20 protein-coding genes are annotated in these 20,009 nt (G+C 38.9%); 17 read left to right on the top strand and 3 right to left on the bottom strand.

The window, feature by feature from the left end:
- Positions 1–121 precede the first annotated feature (121 nt).
- From FLK20_RS03160 to FLK20_RS03125, 8 genes are read left to right on the top strand one after another with little or no spacing between them, the layout of a single operon-like run.
- A complete protein-coding gene (locus tag FLK20_RS03160; protein ID WP_152655114.1) occupies positions 122–805 on the top strand; it encodes a hypothetical protein in 684 nt (227 codons plus the stop codon).
- Positions 802–1,845: a type II glyceraldehyde-3-phosphate dehydrogenase gene (locus FLK20_RS03155; protein WP_152655113.1), complete on the top strand. Its 1,044-nt coding sequence runs from the start codon at positions 802–804 to the stop codon at positions 1,843–1,845. The genes FLK20_RS03160 and FLK20_RS03155 overlap by 4 nt, the downstream gene beginning before the upstream one ends.
- Positions 1,842–2,495 carry a transaldolase family protein gene (locus FLK20_RS03150; RefSeq protein ID WP_152655112.1) on the top strand — a complete coding sequence of 218 codons (654 nt, stop codon included), beginning with the start codon at positions 1,842–1,844 and terminating at the stop codon, positions 2,493–2,495. Before FLK20_RS03155 ends, FLK20_RS03150 begins: the two co-directional genes overlap by 4 nt.
- The gene (gene rpiA / locus FLK20_RS03145; protein WP_152655111.1) at positions 2,492–3,169 is read left to right on the top strand and encodes a ribose 5-phosphate isomerase A; all 678 of its coding nucleotides are present in this window, start codon (positions 2,492–2,494) and stop codon (positions 3,167–3,169) included. The genes FLK20_RS03150 and rpiA overlap by 4 nt, the downstream gene beginning before the upstream one ends.
- Positions 3,162–4,073 carry a phosphoenolpyruvate mutase gene (aepX, locus tag FLK20_RS03140; protein ID WP_152655110.1) on the top strand — a complete coding sequence of 304 codons (912 nt, stop codon included), beginning with the start codon at positions 3,162–3,164 and terminating at the stop codon, positions 4,071–4,073. The genes rpiA and aepX overlap by 8 nt, the downstream gene beginning before the upstream one ends.
- An 11-nt stretch (positions 4,074–4,084) precedes the next feature.
- Positions 4,085–5,011 carry an NAD(P)-dependent oxidoreductase gene (locus tag FLK20_RS03135; protein ID WP_194165509.1) on the top strand — a complete coding sequence of 309 codons (927 nt, stop codon included), beginning with the start codon at positions 4,085–4,087 and terminating at the stop codon, positions 5,009–5,011.
- Positions 5,004–6,170, top strand: a complete 1,167-nt coding sequence (locus FLK20_RS03130; protein ID WP_152655108.1) for a phosphoglycerate kinase — start codon at positions 5,004–5,006, stop codon at positions 6,168–6,170. The genes FLK20_RS03135 and FLK20_RS03130 overlap by 8 nt, the downstream gene beginning before the upstream one ends.
- A complete protein-coding gene (locus FLK20_RS03125) occupies positions 6,164–6,673 on the top strand; it encodes an adenine phosphoribosyltransferase (RefSeq protein WP_152655107.1) in 510 nt (169 codons plus the stop codon). The genes FLK20_RS03130 and FLK20_RS03125 overlap by 7 nt, the downstream gene beginning before the upstream one ends.
- Here the strand turns inward: FLK20_RS03125 and FLK20_RS03120 are convergent.
- From FLK20_RS03120 to FLK20_RS03110, 3 genes are all read right to left on the bottom strand, one after another.
- On the bottom strand, positions 6,670–7,383 hold the full coding sequence (locus FLK20_RS03120; RefSeq protein WP_152655106.1) for a nucleotidyltransferase domain-containing protein: 714 nt from the start codon (positions 7,381–7,383) through the stop codon (positions 6,670–6,672). The two genes, FLK20_RS03125 and FLK20_RS03120, sit on opposite strands and share 4 nt — an antisense overlap.
- A 170-nt stretch (positions 7,384–7,553) precedes the next feature.
- Positions 7,554–7,892: a hypothetical protein gene (locus tag FLK20_RS03115; protein WP_152655105.1), complete on the bottom strand. Its 339-nt coding sequence runs from the start codon at positions 7,890–7,892 to the stop codon at positions 7,554–7,556.
- A gap of 508 nt (positions 7,893–8,400) precedes the next feature.
- Positions 8,401–8,652, bottom strand: a complete 252-nt coding sequence (locus tag FLK20_RS03110) for a PepSY domain-containing protein (RefSeq protein ID WP_152655104.1) — start codon at positions 8,650–8,652, stop codon at positions 8,401–8,403.
- 572 nt (positions 8,653–9,224) lie between these two features.
- Between FLK20_RS03110 and FLK20_RS03105 the strand changes: the two genes are divergently transcribed.
- From FLK20_RS03105 to cobA, 9 genes are all read left to right on the top strand, one after another.
- Positions 9,225–10,193 carry a TraB/GumN family protein gene (locus tag FLK20_RS03105; RefSeq protein ID WP_194165508.1) on the top strand — a complete coding sequence of 323 codons (969 nt, stop codon included), beginning with the start codon at positions 9,225–9,227 and terminating at the stop codon, positions 10,191–10,193.
- Between the two features lie 477 nt (positions 10,194–10,670).
- Positions 10,671–10,814 carry a YezD family protein gene (locus FLK20_RS03100; protein ID WP_152655102.1) on the top strand — a complete coding sequence of 48 codons (144 nt, stop codon included), beginning with the start codon at positions 10,671–10,673 and terminating at the stop codon, positions 10,812–10,814.
- A 123-nt stretch (positions 10,815–10,937) separates the two neighbouring features.
- Positions 10,938–11,651 (top strand): phosphoadenylyl-sulfate reductase, encoded by a 714-nt coding sequence (locus FLK20_RS03095; RefSeq protein WP_152655101.1) that lies wholly within the window; start codon positions 10,938–10,940, stop codon positions 11,649–11,651.
- Between the two features lie 46 nt (positions 11,652–11,697).
- Complete coding sequence (gene sat, locus FLK20_RS03090; RefSeq protein WP_152655100.1) at positions 11,698–12,843, top strand: sulfate adenylyltransferase; 1,146 nt, start codon at positions 11,698–11,700, stop codon at positions 12,841–12,843.
- A 27-nt stretch (positions 12,844–12,870) separates the two neighbouring features.
- Positions 12,871–13,947, top strand: coding sequence for a sulfate permease (locus FLK20_RS03085; RefSeq protein WP_152655426.1), 1,077 nt, complete (start codon positions 12,871–12,873; stop codon positions 13,945–13,947).
- Between the two features lie 80 nt (positions 13,948–14,027).
- Positions 14,028–14,648 (top strand): adenylyl-sulfate kinase, encoded by a 621-nt coding sequence (cysC, locus tag FLK20_RS03080; protein ID WP_152655099.1) that lies wholly within the window; start codon positions 14,028–14,030, stop codon positions 14,646–14,648.
- 75 nt (positions 14,649–14,723) lie between these two features.
- The gene (locus FLK20_RS03075; protein WP_152655098.1) at positions 14,724–16,556 is read left to right on the top strand and encodes an assimilatory sulfite reductase (NADPH) flavoprotein subunit; all 1,833 of its coding nucleotides are present in this window, start codon (positions 14,724–14,726) and stop codon (positions 16,554–16,556) included.
- A gap of 86 nt (positions 16,557–16,642) precedes the next feature.
- The gene (gene cysI / locus FLK20_RS03070; RefSeq protein ID WP_152655097.1) at positions 16,643–18,364 is read left to right on the top strand and encodes an assimilatory sulfite reductase (NADPH) hemoprotein subunit; all 1,722 of its coding nucleotides are present in this window, start codon (positions 16,643–16,645) and stop codon (positions 18,362–18,364) included.
- Between the two features lie 112 nt (positions 18,365–18,476).
- On the top strand, positions 18,477–19,994 hold the full coding sequence (cobA, locus tag FLK20_RS03065) for a uroporphyrinogen-III C-methyltransferase (protein ID WP_152655096.1): 1,518 nt from the start codon (positions 18,477–18,479) through the stop codon (positions 19,992–19,994).
- The last annotated feature ends 15 nt before the right edge of the window (positions 19,995–20,009 follow it).

The following is a 20,009-nucleotide window of genomic DNA, read 5'->3' as shown; positions in this document are numbered from 1 at the left end:
AATATAGTGATTAAATAACAAATTCTTTTGTCAATTATCATCTTATTTTGTCGAAAAGGTTGCACGAATTTGGATATTAAAGTAATATTTAGAATATTAACTCGAAAGGAGAATTTTAACTATGTTAGGAAATTATTTAAAATATAATCTTCCTCAAATCAGTAGTGAAGCTATTTCGAAGAAAGTGTTAAATTATTATGAATCCGATTCACTTTGGGAGGGGTCTAAGAATAGTGATGAAGTTCTAAATTCACTATCTAGGATTCTAGAAGAGATTAATAATCAATCAATAGATACTGTTTATACCACTACTATTAGAAAAACTGATCCTCTAGCAGAGCAAGGACCGGTAGATGGGATAATACGTTTACCTCAACAGAAATTACTTCTAGAGAAGACTATTAAACTAACTATGAATGAATATATAAGTTCTCAATCCCGTGTGAACATAACTCATGTACAAATTACCTCAAGTAAGAAACTAGAGAAAAGTCACATACTGAATAATCTCAACTCCAACCCTAGAATATTTATTGCTCCCAAGAACTTAAATTTTGAAAATACACCTACCATTGCAGAATACTATAGAGATAAAGATCGCTACTTTAACGGGTTTTATGAAAGCGTAATCTTAGAAGAGTCAATCGCAATTAGTGAAAACAAGATAGAATTCGACTATATTTGCCATCCTTACAATGTCATTCCGGAATATTTGGATAGAGTTTTTAAAGATATCGATAACGAAGATATTAAGAATAAAGTCAACGATTTATTACAAATTAAAAGGGAGGGTATTTTCTTATGAGGAAAGTATCTGTAATTGGTTACGGTACTATCGGTAAAAGGATTGCAGACGCAATTCGATTAGTAGATGATATTGATCTAATTGGAATTGGTGTACGAACTGCAAATGCTTCAATAATGAGGGCTTATCTCAAGAATATTGATATCTATTGTACAGATGATTCTAGAAGACAAGGTTTTGTTCAAACTTCTATTCCTCTTAGAGGGAACTTACATGATTTATTGTCAAAATCAGATATTGTAGTTGATTGCACTCAAGCAGGCTACGGAAAAACACGCTTGTCTCTGTATAAGAAGTATGGGGTAAAAGCAATATTCCAAGGTGGAGAAAAGCATGATACTACTAACTTCACATACAGTACATTTGGGAATTTCCATGAATTTCCTGATCAAGATTTCATAAGAGTAGGTAGTTGTAATACTACAGGTATTGTGAGGCTTGCTAGTGCTCTGAAAGAGTATGGTATTGAGTTTATGGATACTTCAATTGTTAGGTGTACAACAGATCCCGATAAAGCAAACAAAGGTATACTTAATGGTGTTAAGCCAACATTTGGCGTTTCACATCATGGTCCTGATGCTCAACAAGTAATCAGTGATTTATCAATCTATACGCAAGCAGTAGCCGTACCAATGTATAATGGGCATTTACAAATGCACAGTATTACACTTAATGATGCACCAGATAAAAGTGAATTAGCACATAAGTTAAGTAATTTTCCTCGTATAGTAATAAACGATGGAGAATTTGGAAAGGACTCAAATCAAATTGCAAATACAATGGATCACCTTGGTAGATTAAGAGGCGACAGACCCGAGATTATGATTTGGGAAGATTCTATTGATATTAGAGATAACAAGATTCATTTGATATCTTCCATTGACATGCAATCTATCACTATTCCGGAAACAATTGACTGTATTAAAAAGATAATTAATCCCACATTAGATATTGAACAATGTGTATCAGAAACTGATGAAAGTTTAAGTTTATTTGTCAATAAAAATTATAAATTCCTAAAAAAGGAGAGCGTTATATGAAGATTTTCTTAGATACAGCTAACCTTTCAGAAATTAAGAATGCTCTAGATGACGGTTTGATTTCAGGGCTAACCACTAATCCCACTTTGGTAGCCAAAGAAGGGAAAGATTATCAAGAAACCGTCGATAGCATCTTAAATATTACTAATATTCCAACAAGTATAGAGGTTGTATCAGATAATTTCGAACAGATGGTTGAAGAGTCTATTAAATACGCAGCATTATCTCCCCAAGTAGTAATCAAAATTCCATGTTCACGTGATGGACTTAAGCTAGTACGCGTCTTAAGTAAGAAAGAGATTAAGACAAATGTAACTCTAGTTTATACGGCAAATCAAGCGTTCCTAAGTGGTATTGCTGGAGCCACCTATATAAGTCCCTTTATAAACAGATTAAAGCAAATAAGTACTGATGGGATTAACAATATTGAAAAAATAAGCAGTGTATTTGCTAAACATTCAGTAGACACTAAAATTCTTGCAGCAAGTATCAGAGATTCATATCAAGTAACAGAGGCTTTTTTAGCTGGGGCTGATATAGTCACTTTACCTTATTCGATCTATACTGAGCTTTTGAGTCATCCTCTGACTGAAACCGGAATAACCACATTCAGAGAGGATTACGAGAAGGTAGTAGGTGTAGAAGGATGAATAGCCATAAGAAGAGTGCAGCAGGTATAGCAGCAAAGTATGTTAAAGATGGTATGACGATCGGATTAGGAACTGGTAGTACAGTTCAGTTCTTCTTGGAAGAATTAGCAGAATTGATAGATAGAGAAAAGTTTAGTATTACAGGTGTTTGTACATCAAGTGCTACTGAACGTGAAGCACAGAAATTAAAAATACCAATTGTATCTTTACAAAAGGAAACTTCATTAGATTTAACGGTAGATGGAGCAGATGAAATAGATATTCACTTAAATCTTATTAAAGGAGGAGGGGGAGCTCTATATAGAGAAAAATTAATTGCAAAGAATTCGCAAACAGTTGTTATTATTGCTGACGAATCAAAGAAAGTAGATGTTCTAGGAGCTTTCCCACTTCCTATCGAGATAACTAAGTTTGGTAATGAATTAATACAAAGGAAAATAGAAGACCTTTTACCTTTAACAAGTCTTAGAAAAAATGCTGATGGATCTATATTCGAATCAGATAATAATAACTATATTTTGGATTGCAAATTGGAACATGCAAATTCGTTGTTACATCTAGAACAAGAACTGAAGCTCATAACTGGAGTTGTGGAAACAGGATTATTTATAAATGTTGCTGATGTTGCAATTGTTAATAACTATAAAATCGAAAAGGATGATCAATATGCATAAAACAAAACACCTTAGAACTTTATTAGCTAGTAATTCACTAACAAAAGTAATAGGTGCACACGATGGAATTTCTTCTATCATTGCAGAGAAAAACGGATTTGATGCCATCTGGGCCAGTGGTTTGGAGATATCTGCAGCACAAGGCTACCCAGATGCAAGTATTCTTACTATGACGGAATTCTTGAATGCAGCACAAGTCATTAATCGTTCCACTTCCCTTCCAGTCATTGCTGATTGTGACTCTGGATTTGGAGATGTGAATAATGTCAGAAGAATGGTAGAAGAGTATGAAAGATCTGGTATCGCTGGTATCTGTATTGAAGATAAGGTCTTTCCGAAACGAAATAGTTTTTTGGAAACAAAACAAGAACTTGCTGATATTGATGAATTTGCCCTAAAAATAAAAGTTGCGAAAATGACCCAACAAAATGAAGACTTTGTTATTATCGCGCGACTTGAATCCCTTATTGCGAATCAAGGTATAGATGATGCTTACAATAGAGCTGAGCACTATGCAAAAGCAGGAGCAGACGCAATTTTAGTACATTCTAAATCTAAAGATTCATCAGAAGTTCTGGAATTTGCTGAACTATGGTCTAATTCAGAGTTTAATTCTACTCCACTCGTTATTGTTCCAACTACCTATTTCACTATAGATTTAGACGAATTAAACGATACGCCAATTCAAATGGTTATTTATGCTAACCAAGGATTAAGAGCAGCCATTCAAGGAATTCAAAATAGTACCAAATTAATTCTAGAAAACAAGGGAACCAGTATCATTGAGGATCAGATTGCTTCTGTTAAAACTGTCTTCGAATTAATTGGAACAAATAAAGTAAGTGAAACAGAGGCTTGGTATAAAAGTGAGTTGGAAAAATTAAAAGAACAAACTGTATTTTAAGGAGGAAGAAATTGAATATATTACTTTTAGGACACTACTCTGAATCTTTTCTTAATCAATTAAGAGGGTTCAAATTTAATATTGCTCACATATTGAACAAGAATGAAATTGAGGCTGAACAACATATAAGGAATGCAGAGGTTGTAGTCGTTAGAAGTCCCCATAAGATCTCTGATTTGATGATAGAGAGCTCAAATAATCTAAGATATATTATTAGAGCTGGTTCCGGTATTGATAACATTTCCAAAAAATATGTCGATAAGAATATTAAATTAATTCTTTGCTCCCAAAACCATAGAGCAGTAGCAGAGTTAATTATAGGCTGTGTATTTAATCTATATAGAAATATCAGTAAAGCAGACCAATCAGTTAAGACAGGCTTATGGTTAAAAAATGAACTCGTGGGTTATGAAGTGAAAAACAAAAAAATAGGTATTCTAGGATTTGGAAAGATAGGTAGAGAACTCGGTCTTATAAGTAGAGCTCTAGGCATGAATGTTTATTGTTATGATCGAAGTTTCTTTGAAAACGAGGAAAAATTAAGAATAGGAAATGAAATAAATGTGTTGGTGGAGAAAGCGTACGAAAATATATTTAAAGATTGCGATATAGTAGTAAACTGCCTTCCACTTACTCCAACCACTTCTGGATTAATAGATAAATCTATGTTAGAACTTCTGAAACCTAACGCCGTCTTCCTTAACTTTGGAAGAGGAGGCACAGTAGTAACTAAAGACCTGTTTCAAGTACTTAAAAACAAAAAAATTCATGGCGCAGCATTAGATGTATATGAAGTTGAACCACCTACTAACAACCCTATCCTTAATCTAGATAATGTTATTCTGACACCTCACATAGGAGCTCAAACTCTGGAGACTAGAATAAATATTGAGAAAGAGATCTTAAAAAATCTATTTGAGATGAAGTTAAGTGTCTAAAATAAATGAAATAAAAAACACTAGAGTCTTGTGTAGAGTTGATTTTAATGTTCCTATCATAGATGGAGAAATTATTGATGACAATAGGATAAAGGCACATATACCTACTATAACTACGTTGCTAAGTAACAACAATAGAGTTGTTTTACTTACCCACTTAGGTTATCCAAAAGGAAAGATTGTTGAGAACCTTAGGTTAGATATAATAGCGAAAAGGTTAGGAGAACTCTTAAAGTTAAATGTAAGAAAGCTAAATGCTTCTTATGGTCCTATAGTCCAAAAAGAATTAGAAATGGCAGATCCTAGTGATTCAGTCATACTGTTAGAGAACGTGCGATTCAATAATGGAGAAGAGAATAATGATCCCTGGTTATCTGAGGAATACTCAAAGCTAGCTGATGTCTTTGTATTAGATTGTTTCTCAACTTTACACAGAAAGCATGCTTCTGTTCTTGGGATTAGGGATTACATGAAAACATACAAAGGGCTTTTAGTAGAAAAAGAAATTAACAATCTAGAAAAGATCTTTACTCATCGAAATAGCAAAGTGTTGATTCTTGGAGGCTCCAAAGTATCTCAAAAGTACAAGACTTTGACAGAGTTGGTGCCTTATTTTGATTACTTTGTTATCGGTGGTGTTTTGGCTAATACTTTTTACAAGCAAATGGGGTTTTGTATAGGGAAGTCTATCTATTGCGAAGGGATATCTGCTGACGATATCTATAAGACTATTGAAACAATCAAATTAAGTGGAAAACAGCTAATCCTACCTGATACAGTAATAGTAAAACACAAAAACGGTTATTCAAAGAAAAGCTTGCAGAATATTGAATCTAACGATTGTATTGTGGATGTAGATAGATACTTTATTGAAAGAAACGCCAGCATCCTTCATGAAGCTGATTTGATTGTTTTTAATGGCCCATTTGGTTATTACGAAGATGAATTTTCTTCTAGAGGCACTAAACTTATTCTTGAAAAATTAAAAAGACTTAAAGGAATTACTATCATTGGAGGAGGAGATACTGTATCTCTAATTAATAAGAGCAACAGTGATTCCTATTCTTTAATATCAACTGGTGGAGGCTCTTTATTACACTATTTATCTTCACAAGGAGAAGGGTTGAATTATTCTTTTCAGGAGGGAAACGAATGTTAAAAGAGTTAATTACTAACGTACAGGATTATCCTAAAGAGGGTATTGATTTTAAAGATATAACAACATTAATTTCTAACAGTGACGGTTTTAGAGAATCTATAGAGAAATTAACTCGTCTGATTAAAGATATTGATGCTGACTTCATAGTTAGCCCAGAGGCAAGAGGTTTCATATTTGGGTCAGCTGTAGCATTTAACTTAGGTATTGGGTTTATTCCAATAAGAAAAAAAGGCAAGCTTCCTCGTGAAACAGTTGGAGAAAGCTACGTCCTTGAGTATGGTGAAGACAGCGTCTACATACACAAGGATGCAGTACAAAAGGGAGATAAAATTATCATCATTGATGATTTATTGTCAACCGGAGGAACATCTAATGCTCAAATTAACTTAATTGAGAAGTTAGGTGGTACTGTAGAAGCACTAGCATATCTGATTGAATTAGAATTCCTTAACCCAAGAGTTGCGCTACCAAACAGAGAAGTTCTCTCAGTTATAAAATATTAATATTGATACTTAATTTCTTGAGACTCATATTCCTCTGGTTTATATTTGTTCAAGATCTCCCTAACTAACTCGGAGATCTTCTTTTTATTTGAGTTAATATAGTAATCATCAACACAAGTCAAGACATTATCTGCTAATTTACTATCGTAATTCTGTAAAGACTTATACAACCACTTAGCCTCACCAATCCACTGATTGTTCATTCTGAGAATAAATTCACATAATAACTCAACTAATTTATTCATTGAAAAAATCTCAATATCCCTTGAGTTAGCACCTTGAAAATCATCCAATAGTTCTTCTAGCTCAAAAGATTTTATAATTTGTGTTTCTAGAGACCAAGATTTAGGGCCCTTAGCTAAGACATTTTTAGCTTCTAATTTGATTTCGGACAATTTACTATGATCCTTAATGATATATCCTTCCAATATCCTAGATGGCATTGCTGGCATAGCAACGAGAACATCTTTTTCAAATACATTTTTATATGATTGGAAATTATGCACGTAAAAATCAACAGGAGTATTATCTATTAATGTAGCTTGTCTGTAGGATTTTGTTACAGTTTCATCAAAAATAACAATGTCTAAATCTGAAGTTTCATTAGCATTTCCTTTGACTATACTTCCAGAAAGTATTGCAGCACTGCAATTTGGGAAAGCACAATCAATCATATAATCTGCTTTTTTAATAGCCTCCTCAAAATTCATAGACCTTTCTCCTTTTTTAATTTTATCTTAAGATTTGTATATAACTGGTAAGCCCCCCTAGTTTTATTTATATGTTTAGAATGCACGCGGGAACTCTCAGCTTATAGAGAAAAATACACCACTTTCTCTACAAGCTGAGCACAAGAAATTAATCTTGTGCTTCTGAGTCGTTAATATATATTAGTCACTTCAACTTTCTCAAAATAAGGCTTATTTTGATTCGACACATCAGGTTGTTGCATGGTAGCATTCGCATTATGGCCGTACAATACTCCAAATCCAGCAACACCAACAATTACAAAGAGTGCAAAAATTACTTGTAACGGTAAATGTAATCTTTTTAATTCCTGGTGCCGTTGTTCTGCCTGCGCTCGTTTGCGGCGGATTTCCTCGGTCTCCCGAGGCACTCTCGTTGATGTATACCGTCGCGGCTTTTGTGCCGGCATTGATCTTAAACCAAAAGGCGAGTCGGATTGGATATTTGTATGGTAATGCTTCTCCTGCATCATGCGCAACATCCTTTCTATGTGACTTATATAATATACCTTTTTAATGAAGCTAGTTAAGGCAATAATGCTTCATCGAAGCCATCTTCTGTGACATACCCATCTTCTTTAGGGCTGTGAAGGTACAGTTTCTATGCCCCTCCTTTTGGGATGAAGTAAATAAAGATATAGATCCGACTGCTTTTACAATTGGAAATGTCGTGAACCGAATACGAGAAAAAGGATGTCCATTTTCGGATTACCACTATATACGAGAAAATCAAAGCATGGTAAAGATGCTATAGTATATAAGAGCGTAGTAGAAAAGGTAAGAGTATCAAACCAAACCCCCAGCTAATATTAGATGGGCGTTAATTAATTTGATTGTATCATAAAGGTGCTTTATCTTACTAGGGAATGTATATCAAGCCCATTTTAGCAATTTCACCCATATCCTATTGTGATAGTAAAATCCCAAATAAAATCTTATTATATTTTTAAGCAGAGGAAGTTATAGAAAGATTTCATTTTTCTAATTATTTTTTTCTGTCTCTGTTTTAAGAATTTCACCTGTATTGGTGTCGATAGTCACTTCATATTTGGACCCATGAGTAGATAAATTATCTACTTCATAAACTAATATGTCATTTTTAGATTCCCGTCCGATTTTAGTTACTTCGTCAGGAATCTCTCCAAGGGCAGTATTGATTGCATCTTGGATAGTTATCCTTCGGTATGATGTTTGTCCGGGTTTATTATTAGTTTCCTCTAATGGTTGTAGCATTTCTACAGACACTTCTTCTGTTTGAACTCCATTAAAGATAGTATCGGGTTTTGGAGTTAATAAATTATTCACCTGTTCAAATAAATTGGATGTTTCGTTCCAAGTTTTGGACTTAACTTGAGGGGGATCATTTAATTCGGTTGTTTGTACCTCATCTTGACCCCTTCACGTTTTTCTTTAGCCAATTCTTTCTTGCTGCGAAGTTGTATAAACATGCTGAGAAGGTAACAAATAATAAGTTGTGAAGATGATTTTTTACTACTTTTAAAAATAATTTCTTCCTTATTAAACAGTACCAATGATGAAAAAAATATACTTGATATTTTTCTATAAATAAGAGCAAGATAAAATAATGGATGGATTTTACAAAAGAACAAAGTTGGGTTAAAAATTGAGTAATAGAAGGTTTGTGCCATGTTTTGTGCCACGTTATTTTGAGTTATACATATTTCACTCATACAGCATAATGCATCATTCAGCGCCTTTTTTTATCCATTCATCACATATCTGATGAAATTATTTGTAAAAACCCTTATGCTGGAATAAGTAAATGAATGGAGGAGGACACAGGAATGAAAAAACTTTTATTAGCATTGTTCACGCTTTTACTTGCCGGAGTGCTGGCAGCATGCGGCGGAGATGAGGATGGATCAGAAACAGAAGACACAGCGAATGAGCCTGTAGCAGAAGAGGAGGAAGCTGATCAAGAAGAAGAGGGCGGTGAAGGAAAAGGCGGCTTTTTATGGAAAGTGGAATCCGGTGATACAGAAATGTACTTACAAGGTACGATTCATTTGGGAACGGATGACTTCTACCCTTTAGATCCAGCTATTGAAGAAGCTTTTGATCGTGCAGATGTTGTGCTGCCTGAATTTAATTTATTGGAGGAAATGCCTGCTCAACAGGAAATTTTAGAGTATGCAACCTTCGATGACGATACGACACTTGATGAAGTTCTTTCAGAGGAGACCTATGAAGAGCTTGATTCTATATTTGAAGAGAATGGCTTTAATTTGGAAACAATGAATGAATATCAGCCTTGGTTTGTAGAAATGACGCTGCTTCAATTGACGACATTGAGGAGTGAGGTTGATGCACAGGCGGCTGTTGATTTATACTTTCTTGAAAAAGCGACAGAGGATGGCAAAGAGATTGTTTCTTTAGAAAGTGCCGAGCAGCAATTCGAGATGCTGAGCAACTACTCAATGGAAACACAAATACAGACATTGGAATTAGCTGTTGATGGTTATGAAGATGCGCCTGAAGAATTGGAGGAGCTTGTTGCAGCCTGGCTTGAGGGAGACATCGAAGCAATGGAAACAATGTCTGATGATTATGAAGAAGCTGGAATTAATGATGAATATATGGAAGAGCTGAACGATAAGCGGAATATTGATATGGCAAACAGCCTTGACGACATTTTACAAGAAGACAGCGGTCAGGTTTACTTTGTTTTTGTAGGAACAGCTCATTTTACAGTTGAGCCAAGCATTGTGACAGAGCTTGAAGACAAAGGCTATGATGTAGAGCATATTTACTAAAGCTGCACTGTTTGTCTGGATCAAGGCATGATTCGCAGGAAAAATGCCGGCAGTAATAACTTTATACCTGCAAATGAACAAAAAAACAATCTGAGTTTCTAATTGAAATCTCAGATTGTTTTTTTATGCGCAACTTGGCAGCTGCACCTTTTTAGCAGTTTTTCATATGCTGATATAATCCTTTTTATGCAACCATAAGCTGGTACATGAATAAAATAAATGCTAAAAAAGACTTTTTCATCCTCTTTCAGAATTACCAGCATTCGTTTGACAGTATAACGATATATTCAATTTATCATCGGCAGCTTTAAAAATCTATTTCAATATTTATTTTGATTTTTTTCATTTTTTATCCAAAAAAATTCAAATCAGCAATTGACAAAAGCGGAAAATGTGGATAGAATACTAATAAATCTTATCAAATTACAGGGAATTAAACTTCCTCAAGCAACAAATAATAACTGGGAGGAAGATAGTATGTCAAAAGAGCATGAGGTAGATGATTTATATTTGAAATTGAAGGAATTATTAAACGGTTTGAATTTTGGAACCATTACGATTGTCGTTCAAGATGGAAAAGTCATTCAACTGGAGAAAAGTGAAAAGGTAAGATTAAAGTAAACACAAAAGGAAATAACACTGCTGACTAGACAACTAGAGGCGGCGTTCCTTTCAGAAGAAATTCTGGAGGAGCGGCGTCTTTTTTGATGGTCAAGTATTACTTAAGAGAAGGAAGGTTTATGAATGCAATTAACCTATCAGCAAGCTGCAGCGGAGGATTATGAAGCGCTGAATCACAAGCTGGAAAGAAAGGACAGTCTGGAAATATTGAAATGGGCTTATCAGGCATATGGTGATGAATTGGTTTATGCCTGCAGCTTTGGTGCAGAAGGTATCGTCCTGATCGATATGATTCATAAGGTAAAAAAAGATGCTGTCATCGTTTTTCTGGATACGGATTTTCATTTTAAAGAAACCTATGAATTAATTGAGAAGGTGCAGCAGCGCTATCCAACTTTAAGGATTGAGATGACAAAACCGGAGCTGACACCGGCAGAGCAAGCAGAGGCACATGGGCCGGCGCTGTGGAAGGTAAATCCGGATCTATGCTGCAGTATTCGGAAGCTGATCCCTTTAGAGCAGCAATTAAATCAATATACGGCCTGGATATCCGGCTTACGAAGAGAGCAATCACCAACCAGAGCCAATACACAATTTGTTAATCAGGATCGACGCTTTCAATCGATTAAAATCTGTCCGCTGATCCATTGGACAGAAGAAGAAATCTGGATGTATATCCGCCTGCATCAGCTGCCCTATAATGAGCTTCACGATAAGAATTATCCGAGCATTGGCTGCGAATATTGCACAAAGCCGGTATTGGAAGGCGAGGATGCAAGAAGCGGCAGATGGGCAAATTCAAATAAAACAGAGTGCGGGTTACATCAGGATAGATAAGCAGTATATATTTCGAGAAAATGGATGATTATTGGAGGTACATTTTATGACAGCAATTACGCCGCATGGAGGCACATTAATTCAACGATATGAACCAGATTATGATATACAGGGAATCACACAGGAGCTGGAGCTGGATTCCTTTGCGCTTTCCGATTTAGAGCTGATCGGCATTGGAGCATTCAGCCCTTTAACCGGTTTTCTTGGGAAAGCAGATTATGACTCCGTAGTCAGTAAGATGCGCTTAGCAGATGGAACAGTTTGGAGCATCCCTATTACACTGCCTGTATCTGAGGCAACAGCAAATACGTTAGAAGCTGGAAAACGGGCAAAGCTTACTTTTAACCATGAAGTTTATGGGGTGATAGAAATTACAGAGGTATACGAGTCAAACAAACAGGAAGAAGCAAAACAAGTATATCAGACCGGGGATCTCACGCATCCGGGAGTAAAAAAGCTGTTTGACCGTCCTGATTATTATGTAGCTGGACCGATTATTTTAACCAAACGACTGGAGCGCGATCGTTTCGGGGCGTATTATCTTGATCCGGCAGAAACAAGAGCTTATTTTGAAAAACAGGGCTGGAAAAAGGTGGTTGGTTTTCAAACGAGGAATCCGGTTCATCGTGCTCATGAATATATTCAGAAATCAGCACTGGAAATTGTTGACGGGTTGTTTCTAAATCCTTTAGTAGGAGAAACAAAAGCAGATGATATCCCGGCGGATGTCCGAATGGAAAGCTATGAGGTACTATTATCCAAATATTATCCGCGTGAACGGGTATTTCTTGCTGTATTTCCGGCGGCGATGCGTTATGCAGGACCGAGAGAAGCTATTTTTCATGCTATTGTGCGTAAAAATTACGGCTGTACCCATTTTATTGTCGGCCGGGATCATGCGGGTGTAGGGGATTATTATGGAACCTATGATGCACAATTGATTTTTCAAAACTTTTCAGAAGAGGAATTGGATATTACACCATTATTCTTTGAACATAGCTTTTATTGCAAAGCATGCGGAAATATGGCATCAACGAAAACCTGTCCTCATGACAAAGAAAATCATGTGATTTTGTCTGGAACCAAGGTACGGGAGATGCTAACCAATGGGGTTACACCTCCTCCAGAATTCAGCAGGAAGGAAGTAGTTGAGGTGCTTATCAAAGGAATGCAGCAGCAAGTAAGTGTATAGGTAGCGAAGAGAGAGGAGTTTTGAATGATGCTGGTTGCTGTTGCTTTTATTATTGCTTTATTTTTCGCAATGAACATTGGGGCAAGTGGAACAGCTGCCTCGATGGGGCCGGCTTATGGGAGCGGTGCGATTACTAAGAAAAGAATGGCGATGCTTCTTGTCAGTATTTTTGCTTTATTGGGTGCGTTATCTGGTGGTGAGGTTGTCCGAACAATCGGGAAAGGGATTATTCCTGAAGGGGTGCTTGATGTAGAAATTGTAATCATTGTGCTGGCATCAGCCTGCCTGACCTTATTCATCGCCAATTTATTAGGTATTCCATTATCAACCAGTGAGGTGGTCGTAGGTGCCATTGTTGGAGCAGGTATTGCCTATCAGGCACTATTATTCGATCAACTGCTGATCATCGTTGCATTTTGGATGATAACTCCTTTTACCGCCTTTTTGATCGGACTGGTTTTAGGGAAGTGGATACGCTATGCAGAAAATCGCTGGACAGAGCTGACGGCACCCGGAAAGTGGAGAAGACCGCTGGCATTCCTGCTTGTCGCTGCCGGATGTATGGAAGCTTATGCCGCTGGCATGAATAATGTCGCCAATGCGGTTGGTCCTTTAGTTGGGGTAGGGCTGCTTGATGTGACGACAGCGGTATTGCTTGGCGGTATTTTCGTATCACTTGGAGCAGTGCTGCTTGGCGGCAGGGTGCTGGAAACGAACGGGAAAAAAATTACGCAGCTTTCTCTCCTACAGGGAAGTGCCGTCTCTTTAACTGGAGGAAGTCTGGTGATTACAGCATCTATTTTCGGCTTGCCAGTGCCGCTGACACAAATAACAACCTCTGCCATCGTTGGTATTGGTACAGCAGATAAAGGATTTCAAATGTGGCAGCAGCGTATTGTGAAACAGATTATTAAAGTCTGGATTGTTTCACCGGTAACATCATTAATACTGTCGTATGGACTTATTCTTTTATTTAAAACAACAGATTATTATACGCTTTTCGTCATTATCGCTGTGTTTATAGCGACAGCAGGTGTTTATAGCCTTTATCTGTCTACGCGTGCAGAACGGGGATCGACGTATGATGAGGGTGGAGGAATTTAAGGTACTAAAGTCTAGTAAATGCATAAGAATAATTATTAAAAGGGGATATTCGAAAATTCATATTAAAAGGGGAATGAGACTTGAAACAAAATATAAAGCATATCGTTTGGCATGAGACTGCTGTTCAGAAACAGGAACGGCAGCAGAGAAATAGACATGGGAGCTGTATTTTATGGTTTACAGGACTTTCCGGAGCCGGGAAGTCAACATTGGCCAATGCGCTGGAGCATCGTTTGTTTAAGCAGGGGTTAAATAGCTATGTACTGGATGGAGATAATGTCCGGCACGGCTTAAATAAAGGGCTTGGCTTTGATGAGGACGACCGCAAAGAAAATATTCGCCGGATTGGAGAGGTCGCAAAGCTGTTTGTAGATGCAGGAGTAATTGTTTGCACAGCCTTTATTTCTCCGTTTGCAGAAGATCGTCATCGTGTAAGAGATTTGGTTCAGGATAATGAGTTTGTAGAGATTTATGTACGATGCTCTCTGGAGGCCTGTGAAGATCGTGATCCGAAAGGGCTGTATAAAAAAGCACGAACGGGTGAAATCAGTAATTTTACGGGAATTAGCTCTCCTTACGAGGAGCCATTAGATCCTGAATTGATAATTGATTCAGATCAGCTTTCTATTGATGAGTCTGTAGATAAAATCATTGCATTTTTACAGGAAAGAAACTATATACCCGAAAAAATAGAGTCTTAGATTATAAATATAAAAGAGAGAAAATAGAGTAAGCAAAGATAGGAATATAAAATTAATTTTGTGAGGTAGATAGCGTTGCAATTTCAAGTGAACAATAGTCCATTTAGCCCTGAGCAGGTTGATTTGCTCAACCATCTTTTTCCAACATTAACAGAAACACAGCAAATATGGCTGAGCGGCTATCTTGCTGCTTTAAAAAGTGCTACTCTGACTGCTCCTGCTGTAGATGCAGCTCCAGCACCGGCAGACTTAGCAGTTGCTGTTGCAACAGAAGCAGCTCCAGTAGAGGTGACCGTTCTGTTTGGCTCGCAAACAGGCAACTGTCAGAGCTTAGCTACAGATATGGCAGGAAAGCTGGAGCAAAAGGGAATACAGGTTACCCTGACCTCCATGACAGATTTTAAGCCCAATACGCTTAAAAATCTGGAAAATTTATTAGTTGTTGTAAGTACACAAGGAGAGGGAGACCCGCCTGATACTGCTGTACAATTCCAAGAATTTCTTTATGGACGCCGGGCACCGAAGCTGGAAAAACTGAACTATTCCGTACTGGCGCTCGGAGACAGCTCTTATGAACTTTTCTGTGAAACAGGCAGGCAGTTTGATGAGAGATTAGCAGAATTGGGGGGAAATCGCATTATAGATCGTGTCGATTGTGATCTGGATTATGATGAGGATGCAGAAGAATGGCTGGAAAGTGTATTAGATAAACTTTCGGAATCACAAAGCTCCGTTCCAGCTTCGGCGGAGGCTGCTGTTGCAGTAGAAGCAGTCTCATCCACATTTTCAAGAACCAATCCGTTCGAAGCAGAAATCTATGAAAATCTGAATATGAACGGCCGCGGCTCGAATAAGGAAACCTATCATATGGAGCTGTCACTCGAAGGGTCGAATCTGGAGTATGAGCCGGGAGACAGTATCGGCATTTATCCGGAAAATGATCCCCGTATCGTCGGCGAGCTTCTGCAAGAAACAGGCTGGGATGCGGAGGAACGTGTTCCTGTTAATAAGAAGGGGGAAGAAGTCTCTGTCCGGGAAGCCTTACAGAAGCACTTTGAAATTACCGTGCTGACGAAGCCATTACTGAAAAAGATAGCAGACTTTACCCAAAATGTGGAGCTTCTTCATTTATTGGAGCCGGGAAATGAAGAGGTAGTAACAGCCTATATATATGGACGTGATTTATTAGATGTTATTCGAGATTATAAATTGATAGATATCCCGGCAAAAGAATTTATAGCGTTATTACGCAAGCTGCCACCGCGGCTTTACTCGGTAGCAAGCAGTTTAAAAGCCAACCCGGAAGAGGTTCACTTAACCGTTGGAGCAGTACGTTATGAGTCGCATGGCAGAGAGCGGAATGGTGTTTGCTCTGTACAGTGTGCCGCTCAGAAGGAACCGGGAGAAACATTATCAGTCTATGTGCATAAAAATCCAAACTTCAAGCTTCCGGATGATCCTGACAAACCAATTATCATGATCGGACCAGGAACCGGAATTGCACCATTTCGCTCCTTTGTTGAGGAGCGTGAAGTAATCGAAGCGAAAGGAAAGTCATGGCTCTTCTTTGGCGATCAGCACTTTGTCACTGATTTTCTGTACCAGACAGACTGGCAGCGCTGGTTAAAAAGCGGCGTTTTAACAAAAATGGATGTCGCCTTTTCAAGGGATAGAGCAGAGAAGGTTTACGTGCAGCATCGTATGCTTGAGCAAAGCAAGGAGTTCTATGCGTGGCTGAAAGAAGGAGCTGTTGTCTACGTTTGCGGTGACGAGAAAAGCATGGCAAGTGATGTGCATGATACGTTGGTAACTATTCTGGAACGGGAAGGCAATTTCAGTACGGAGCAGGCACATAATTATTTAGCCAGTATGCAGCAGGAGAGGCGTTATCAGCGGGATGTTTATTGAGCATCTAATCAGTACGTGTTCAACAAGGTACCGCTTGCCATTTGAGGATTTTTTGAACTTCCTCTACCAGAAAGGAGAAATAAGAAATGACTAAAAATAAATCAATCCATATCCAGGATGGTCCGCCAAGTGATGTGGAAAGAATAAAAAGCGAAAGCAATTATTTACGCGGAACGTTAGCTGAAACCTTAAGTGAGCCGTTAAGTGCCGGTATCCCGGACGATGATAACCGGTTAATGAAATTTCATGGCAGCTATTTGCAGGATGACCGGGATCTGCGTACAGAAAGGCAGCGGCAGAAGCTGGAGCCGGCCTATCAATTTATGGTGCGGGTCCGTGTGCCGGGAGGAGTTGCAACGCCGGAGCAGTGGCTGATAATCGATGAATTAGCGAACACCTACGGGAATCAGACCATTAAACTGACAACGAGACAGGCATTTCAAATGCATGGCATTCTAAAGTGGAATATGAAAGCAAGCATCAAGCAGATCAATGATGCTTTAATGGATACCCTTGCTGCCTGCGGGGATGTGAACAGAAATGTTATGTGTAATCCGAACCCGGATCAATCGGAGGTACATGCAGAAGTACATGAATGGTCAAAGGTATTGAGCGATTATTTGTCTCCACGCACGAATGCTTACCATGAAATTTGGCTTGATGGTGAGAAAGTGGCTGATTCCAAGGAAACAGAAGAAGTGGAGCCAATGTATGGAAAAGTATATTTACCACGGAAGTTTAAGATTGGTGTCGCTGTTCCTCCATCGAATGATGTGGATATCTTTTCACAGGATTTAGGATTTATTGCTGTGTTAGAGGATGGTCAGCTACAAGGCTTTAATGTAACAGCAGGCGGCGGCATGGGGATGACACACGGAGATACCAATACGTATCCACAGCTTGGCAGAGTTATCGGCTTCTGTAAGCCGGAACAAATAACAGACGTTGCCGAAAAAATTATTACGATTCAGCGGGACTACGGAAATCGCTCAGAACGGAAATATGCCCGCTTCAAATATACCATTGATGCCCGCGGGATTGACTGGCTGAAGAAGGAGCTGACAGAGCGTTTGGGCTGGCAGCTGGACGAAGCCCGTGACTTTCATTTTGATCATAATGGCGACCGCTATGGCTGGGTCAAGGGTACAAAGAATCGCTGGCATTTCACGCTGTTTATCCAGAACGGAAGAATTCAGGATAAGGATGGCTATCAGCTGATGACAGGCTTGCGGGAAATTGCCAAAATTCATACGGGAGATTTCCGTTTAACAGCTAATCAAAATCTGATTATTGGAAATGTCACCAGCCAGAAGAAAAAGCAAATAACAGAGCTGATTGAGCAGTATGGACTATCTGATGGAAAAGAGCAATCCGCATTACGGCGAAATTCCATGGCTTGCGTGGCTTTTCCAACCTGTGGATTGGCGATGGCTGAATCAGAGCGCTATTTACCTTCTTTAATAGATAAATTGGAAGGATTACTGGATCAGGAAGGACTTCGTGATGAGGAAATTGTCATTCGGATGTCCGGCTGTCCAAATGGCTGCTCCCGCGCAGCATTGGGGGAGATCGGCTTTATTGGAAAAGCCCCGGGAAAATACAATATGTACTTAGGAGCAGGATTTGCCGGGCAACGCTTAAGCAAGCTGTATCGTGAAAGCATCGGCGAAAAAGAAATTTTAGAAATCCTGCAGCCCATTATTCAGCATTACGCAAAAGAACGTCTGGATGGGGAGCACTTCGGCGATTTCGTTGTCCGGACAGAGTATGTAAAAGCTGTTACTTCAGGAGTGAACTTTCATGATTAATGAAGGGCGATAGGAAGGTATAGATGAAGAAGGCAGGATGGCGATAATCTCCCTGCTCTTCTTTTCCTTTTTAAATATCCTCGTAAATGAGAAAAAGAAGGTGAAGCAAACGATGGCAAAACAAGGATGTGTTTATCTGATTGGAGCCGGTCCCGGAGATATCGGGCTGGTTACATTAAAAGGGTATACGTATTTGCAGCGTGCAGAGGTTGTTTTATATGACAGGCTGGTTAATCCGCTTTTATTGGAATATGCTTCTCCGCAAGCGGAATTTATCTATTGTGGTAAGATGCCGAAAAAACATATCCTGCGTCAGGAAGCGATTAATGATTTATTAGTGAAGCACGGCTTGGCGGGCAAGCAGGTAGTGCGTTTAAAAGGGGGCGACCCAAGCGTATTTGGCCGTGTCGGTGAGGAAGCGGAAGCACTGGAAAATGCAGGTGTGCCCTATGAAATTGTCCCGGGAATAACAGCAGGAATCGGGGCAGCTGCTTATGCAGGTGTGCCTGTGACGCATCGGGAGCATAGTCTTTCCTTTGCTGTAATTACCGGCCATGATAAGTCTCCTTCCGGGGAGCCATTAATTGATTGGCATGCACTGGCGAATGGGATTGATACGATTGCGTTTTATATGGGGCTGGGAAATTTACCTCATATTGCAGAAAAGCTTATTACACATGGCAAAGCTCCGGAAACACCAGTCTTATTAATTCAATGGGGAACGACAGGTAAACAGAGAACACTGCAAGGAACTCTTGCAAATATAGAATATCAGGCAAAAGAAGCACGGTTTACCAATCCTGCTATTATTTTAGTAGGGGAAGTAAGCAGCATAAAAAAGGGAGAAAGCTGGTTTGAAAGCAAGCCATTGTTCAGTCAGCATCTGCTGATTGGCCGGACAGCAGAGGAACCGGGTAAAATAGGGCAGCATTTAAGAGATAAAGGAGCAGAAGTCTTTGAATTTCCACGCATGCAGATGAAGAAGCTGCCGCTGCCGGCAGACGCTATCCCGAAGGAACGCGATCTGCTCTTTTTATCCCCGGCAAGTGTCAACGTGTTCTTTGCATTTTTACAGGCAAATAAAATAGATATTCGGAGTATACGGGGAGAGTTTTATGGAATATCTAAAAAAACCGTTGAGACGCTGAAGGCCTATCATTGTTTTGCAAAAGAAATTACAGAGCGAAATCCGGATGCACCGCTGTCCATGCTGGGAGACTCGGAATGGCTAAATCGGGAAGAACAGCGGCAGCGGTTAGCGCGTGACCATGATTTCATCACGACGCATACCTATACCCGTGTGCCGCAAACCGAGCAAACCTTCCGCCGTCTTCAGGAGGAAGAACGAATAGATACCATCATTTTCCCTAATGCACGCTCTGTGGCAACGGTGACTGCCGGACTGAAGGCCTGTGGGGAAGCTCCGGAAACAATCAGCAGCTCTGCACAGGTTATTTGTTTTGGGGAAACATCAAAGCAAGCCGCTGTAAAGGCAGGATACACTGTTAGTCAGGTGCTGGCTAAGCCGACAGAAGCAGCACTGCTTGACGTGCTTTTGCAAAAAGAGAATACGGCAGTAGCAGCTCCTTTTTTTCCTGAACATGCAGAAGCTGCGTTAAAGCCGGTATAGATATATCCATTAAGA

Source organism: Oceanobacillus sp. CFH 90083 (genome assembly GCF_009389585.1).
In the GTDB taxonomy this organism is placed as follows: Bacteria; Bacillota; Bacilli; order Bacillales; family Amphibacillaceae; genus Oceanobacillus.
This window is presented reverse-complemented; position numbering and strand designations above follow the sequence as displayed.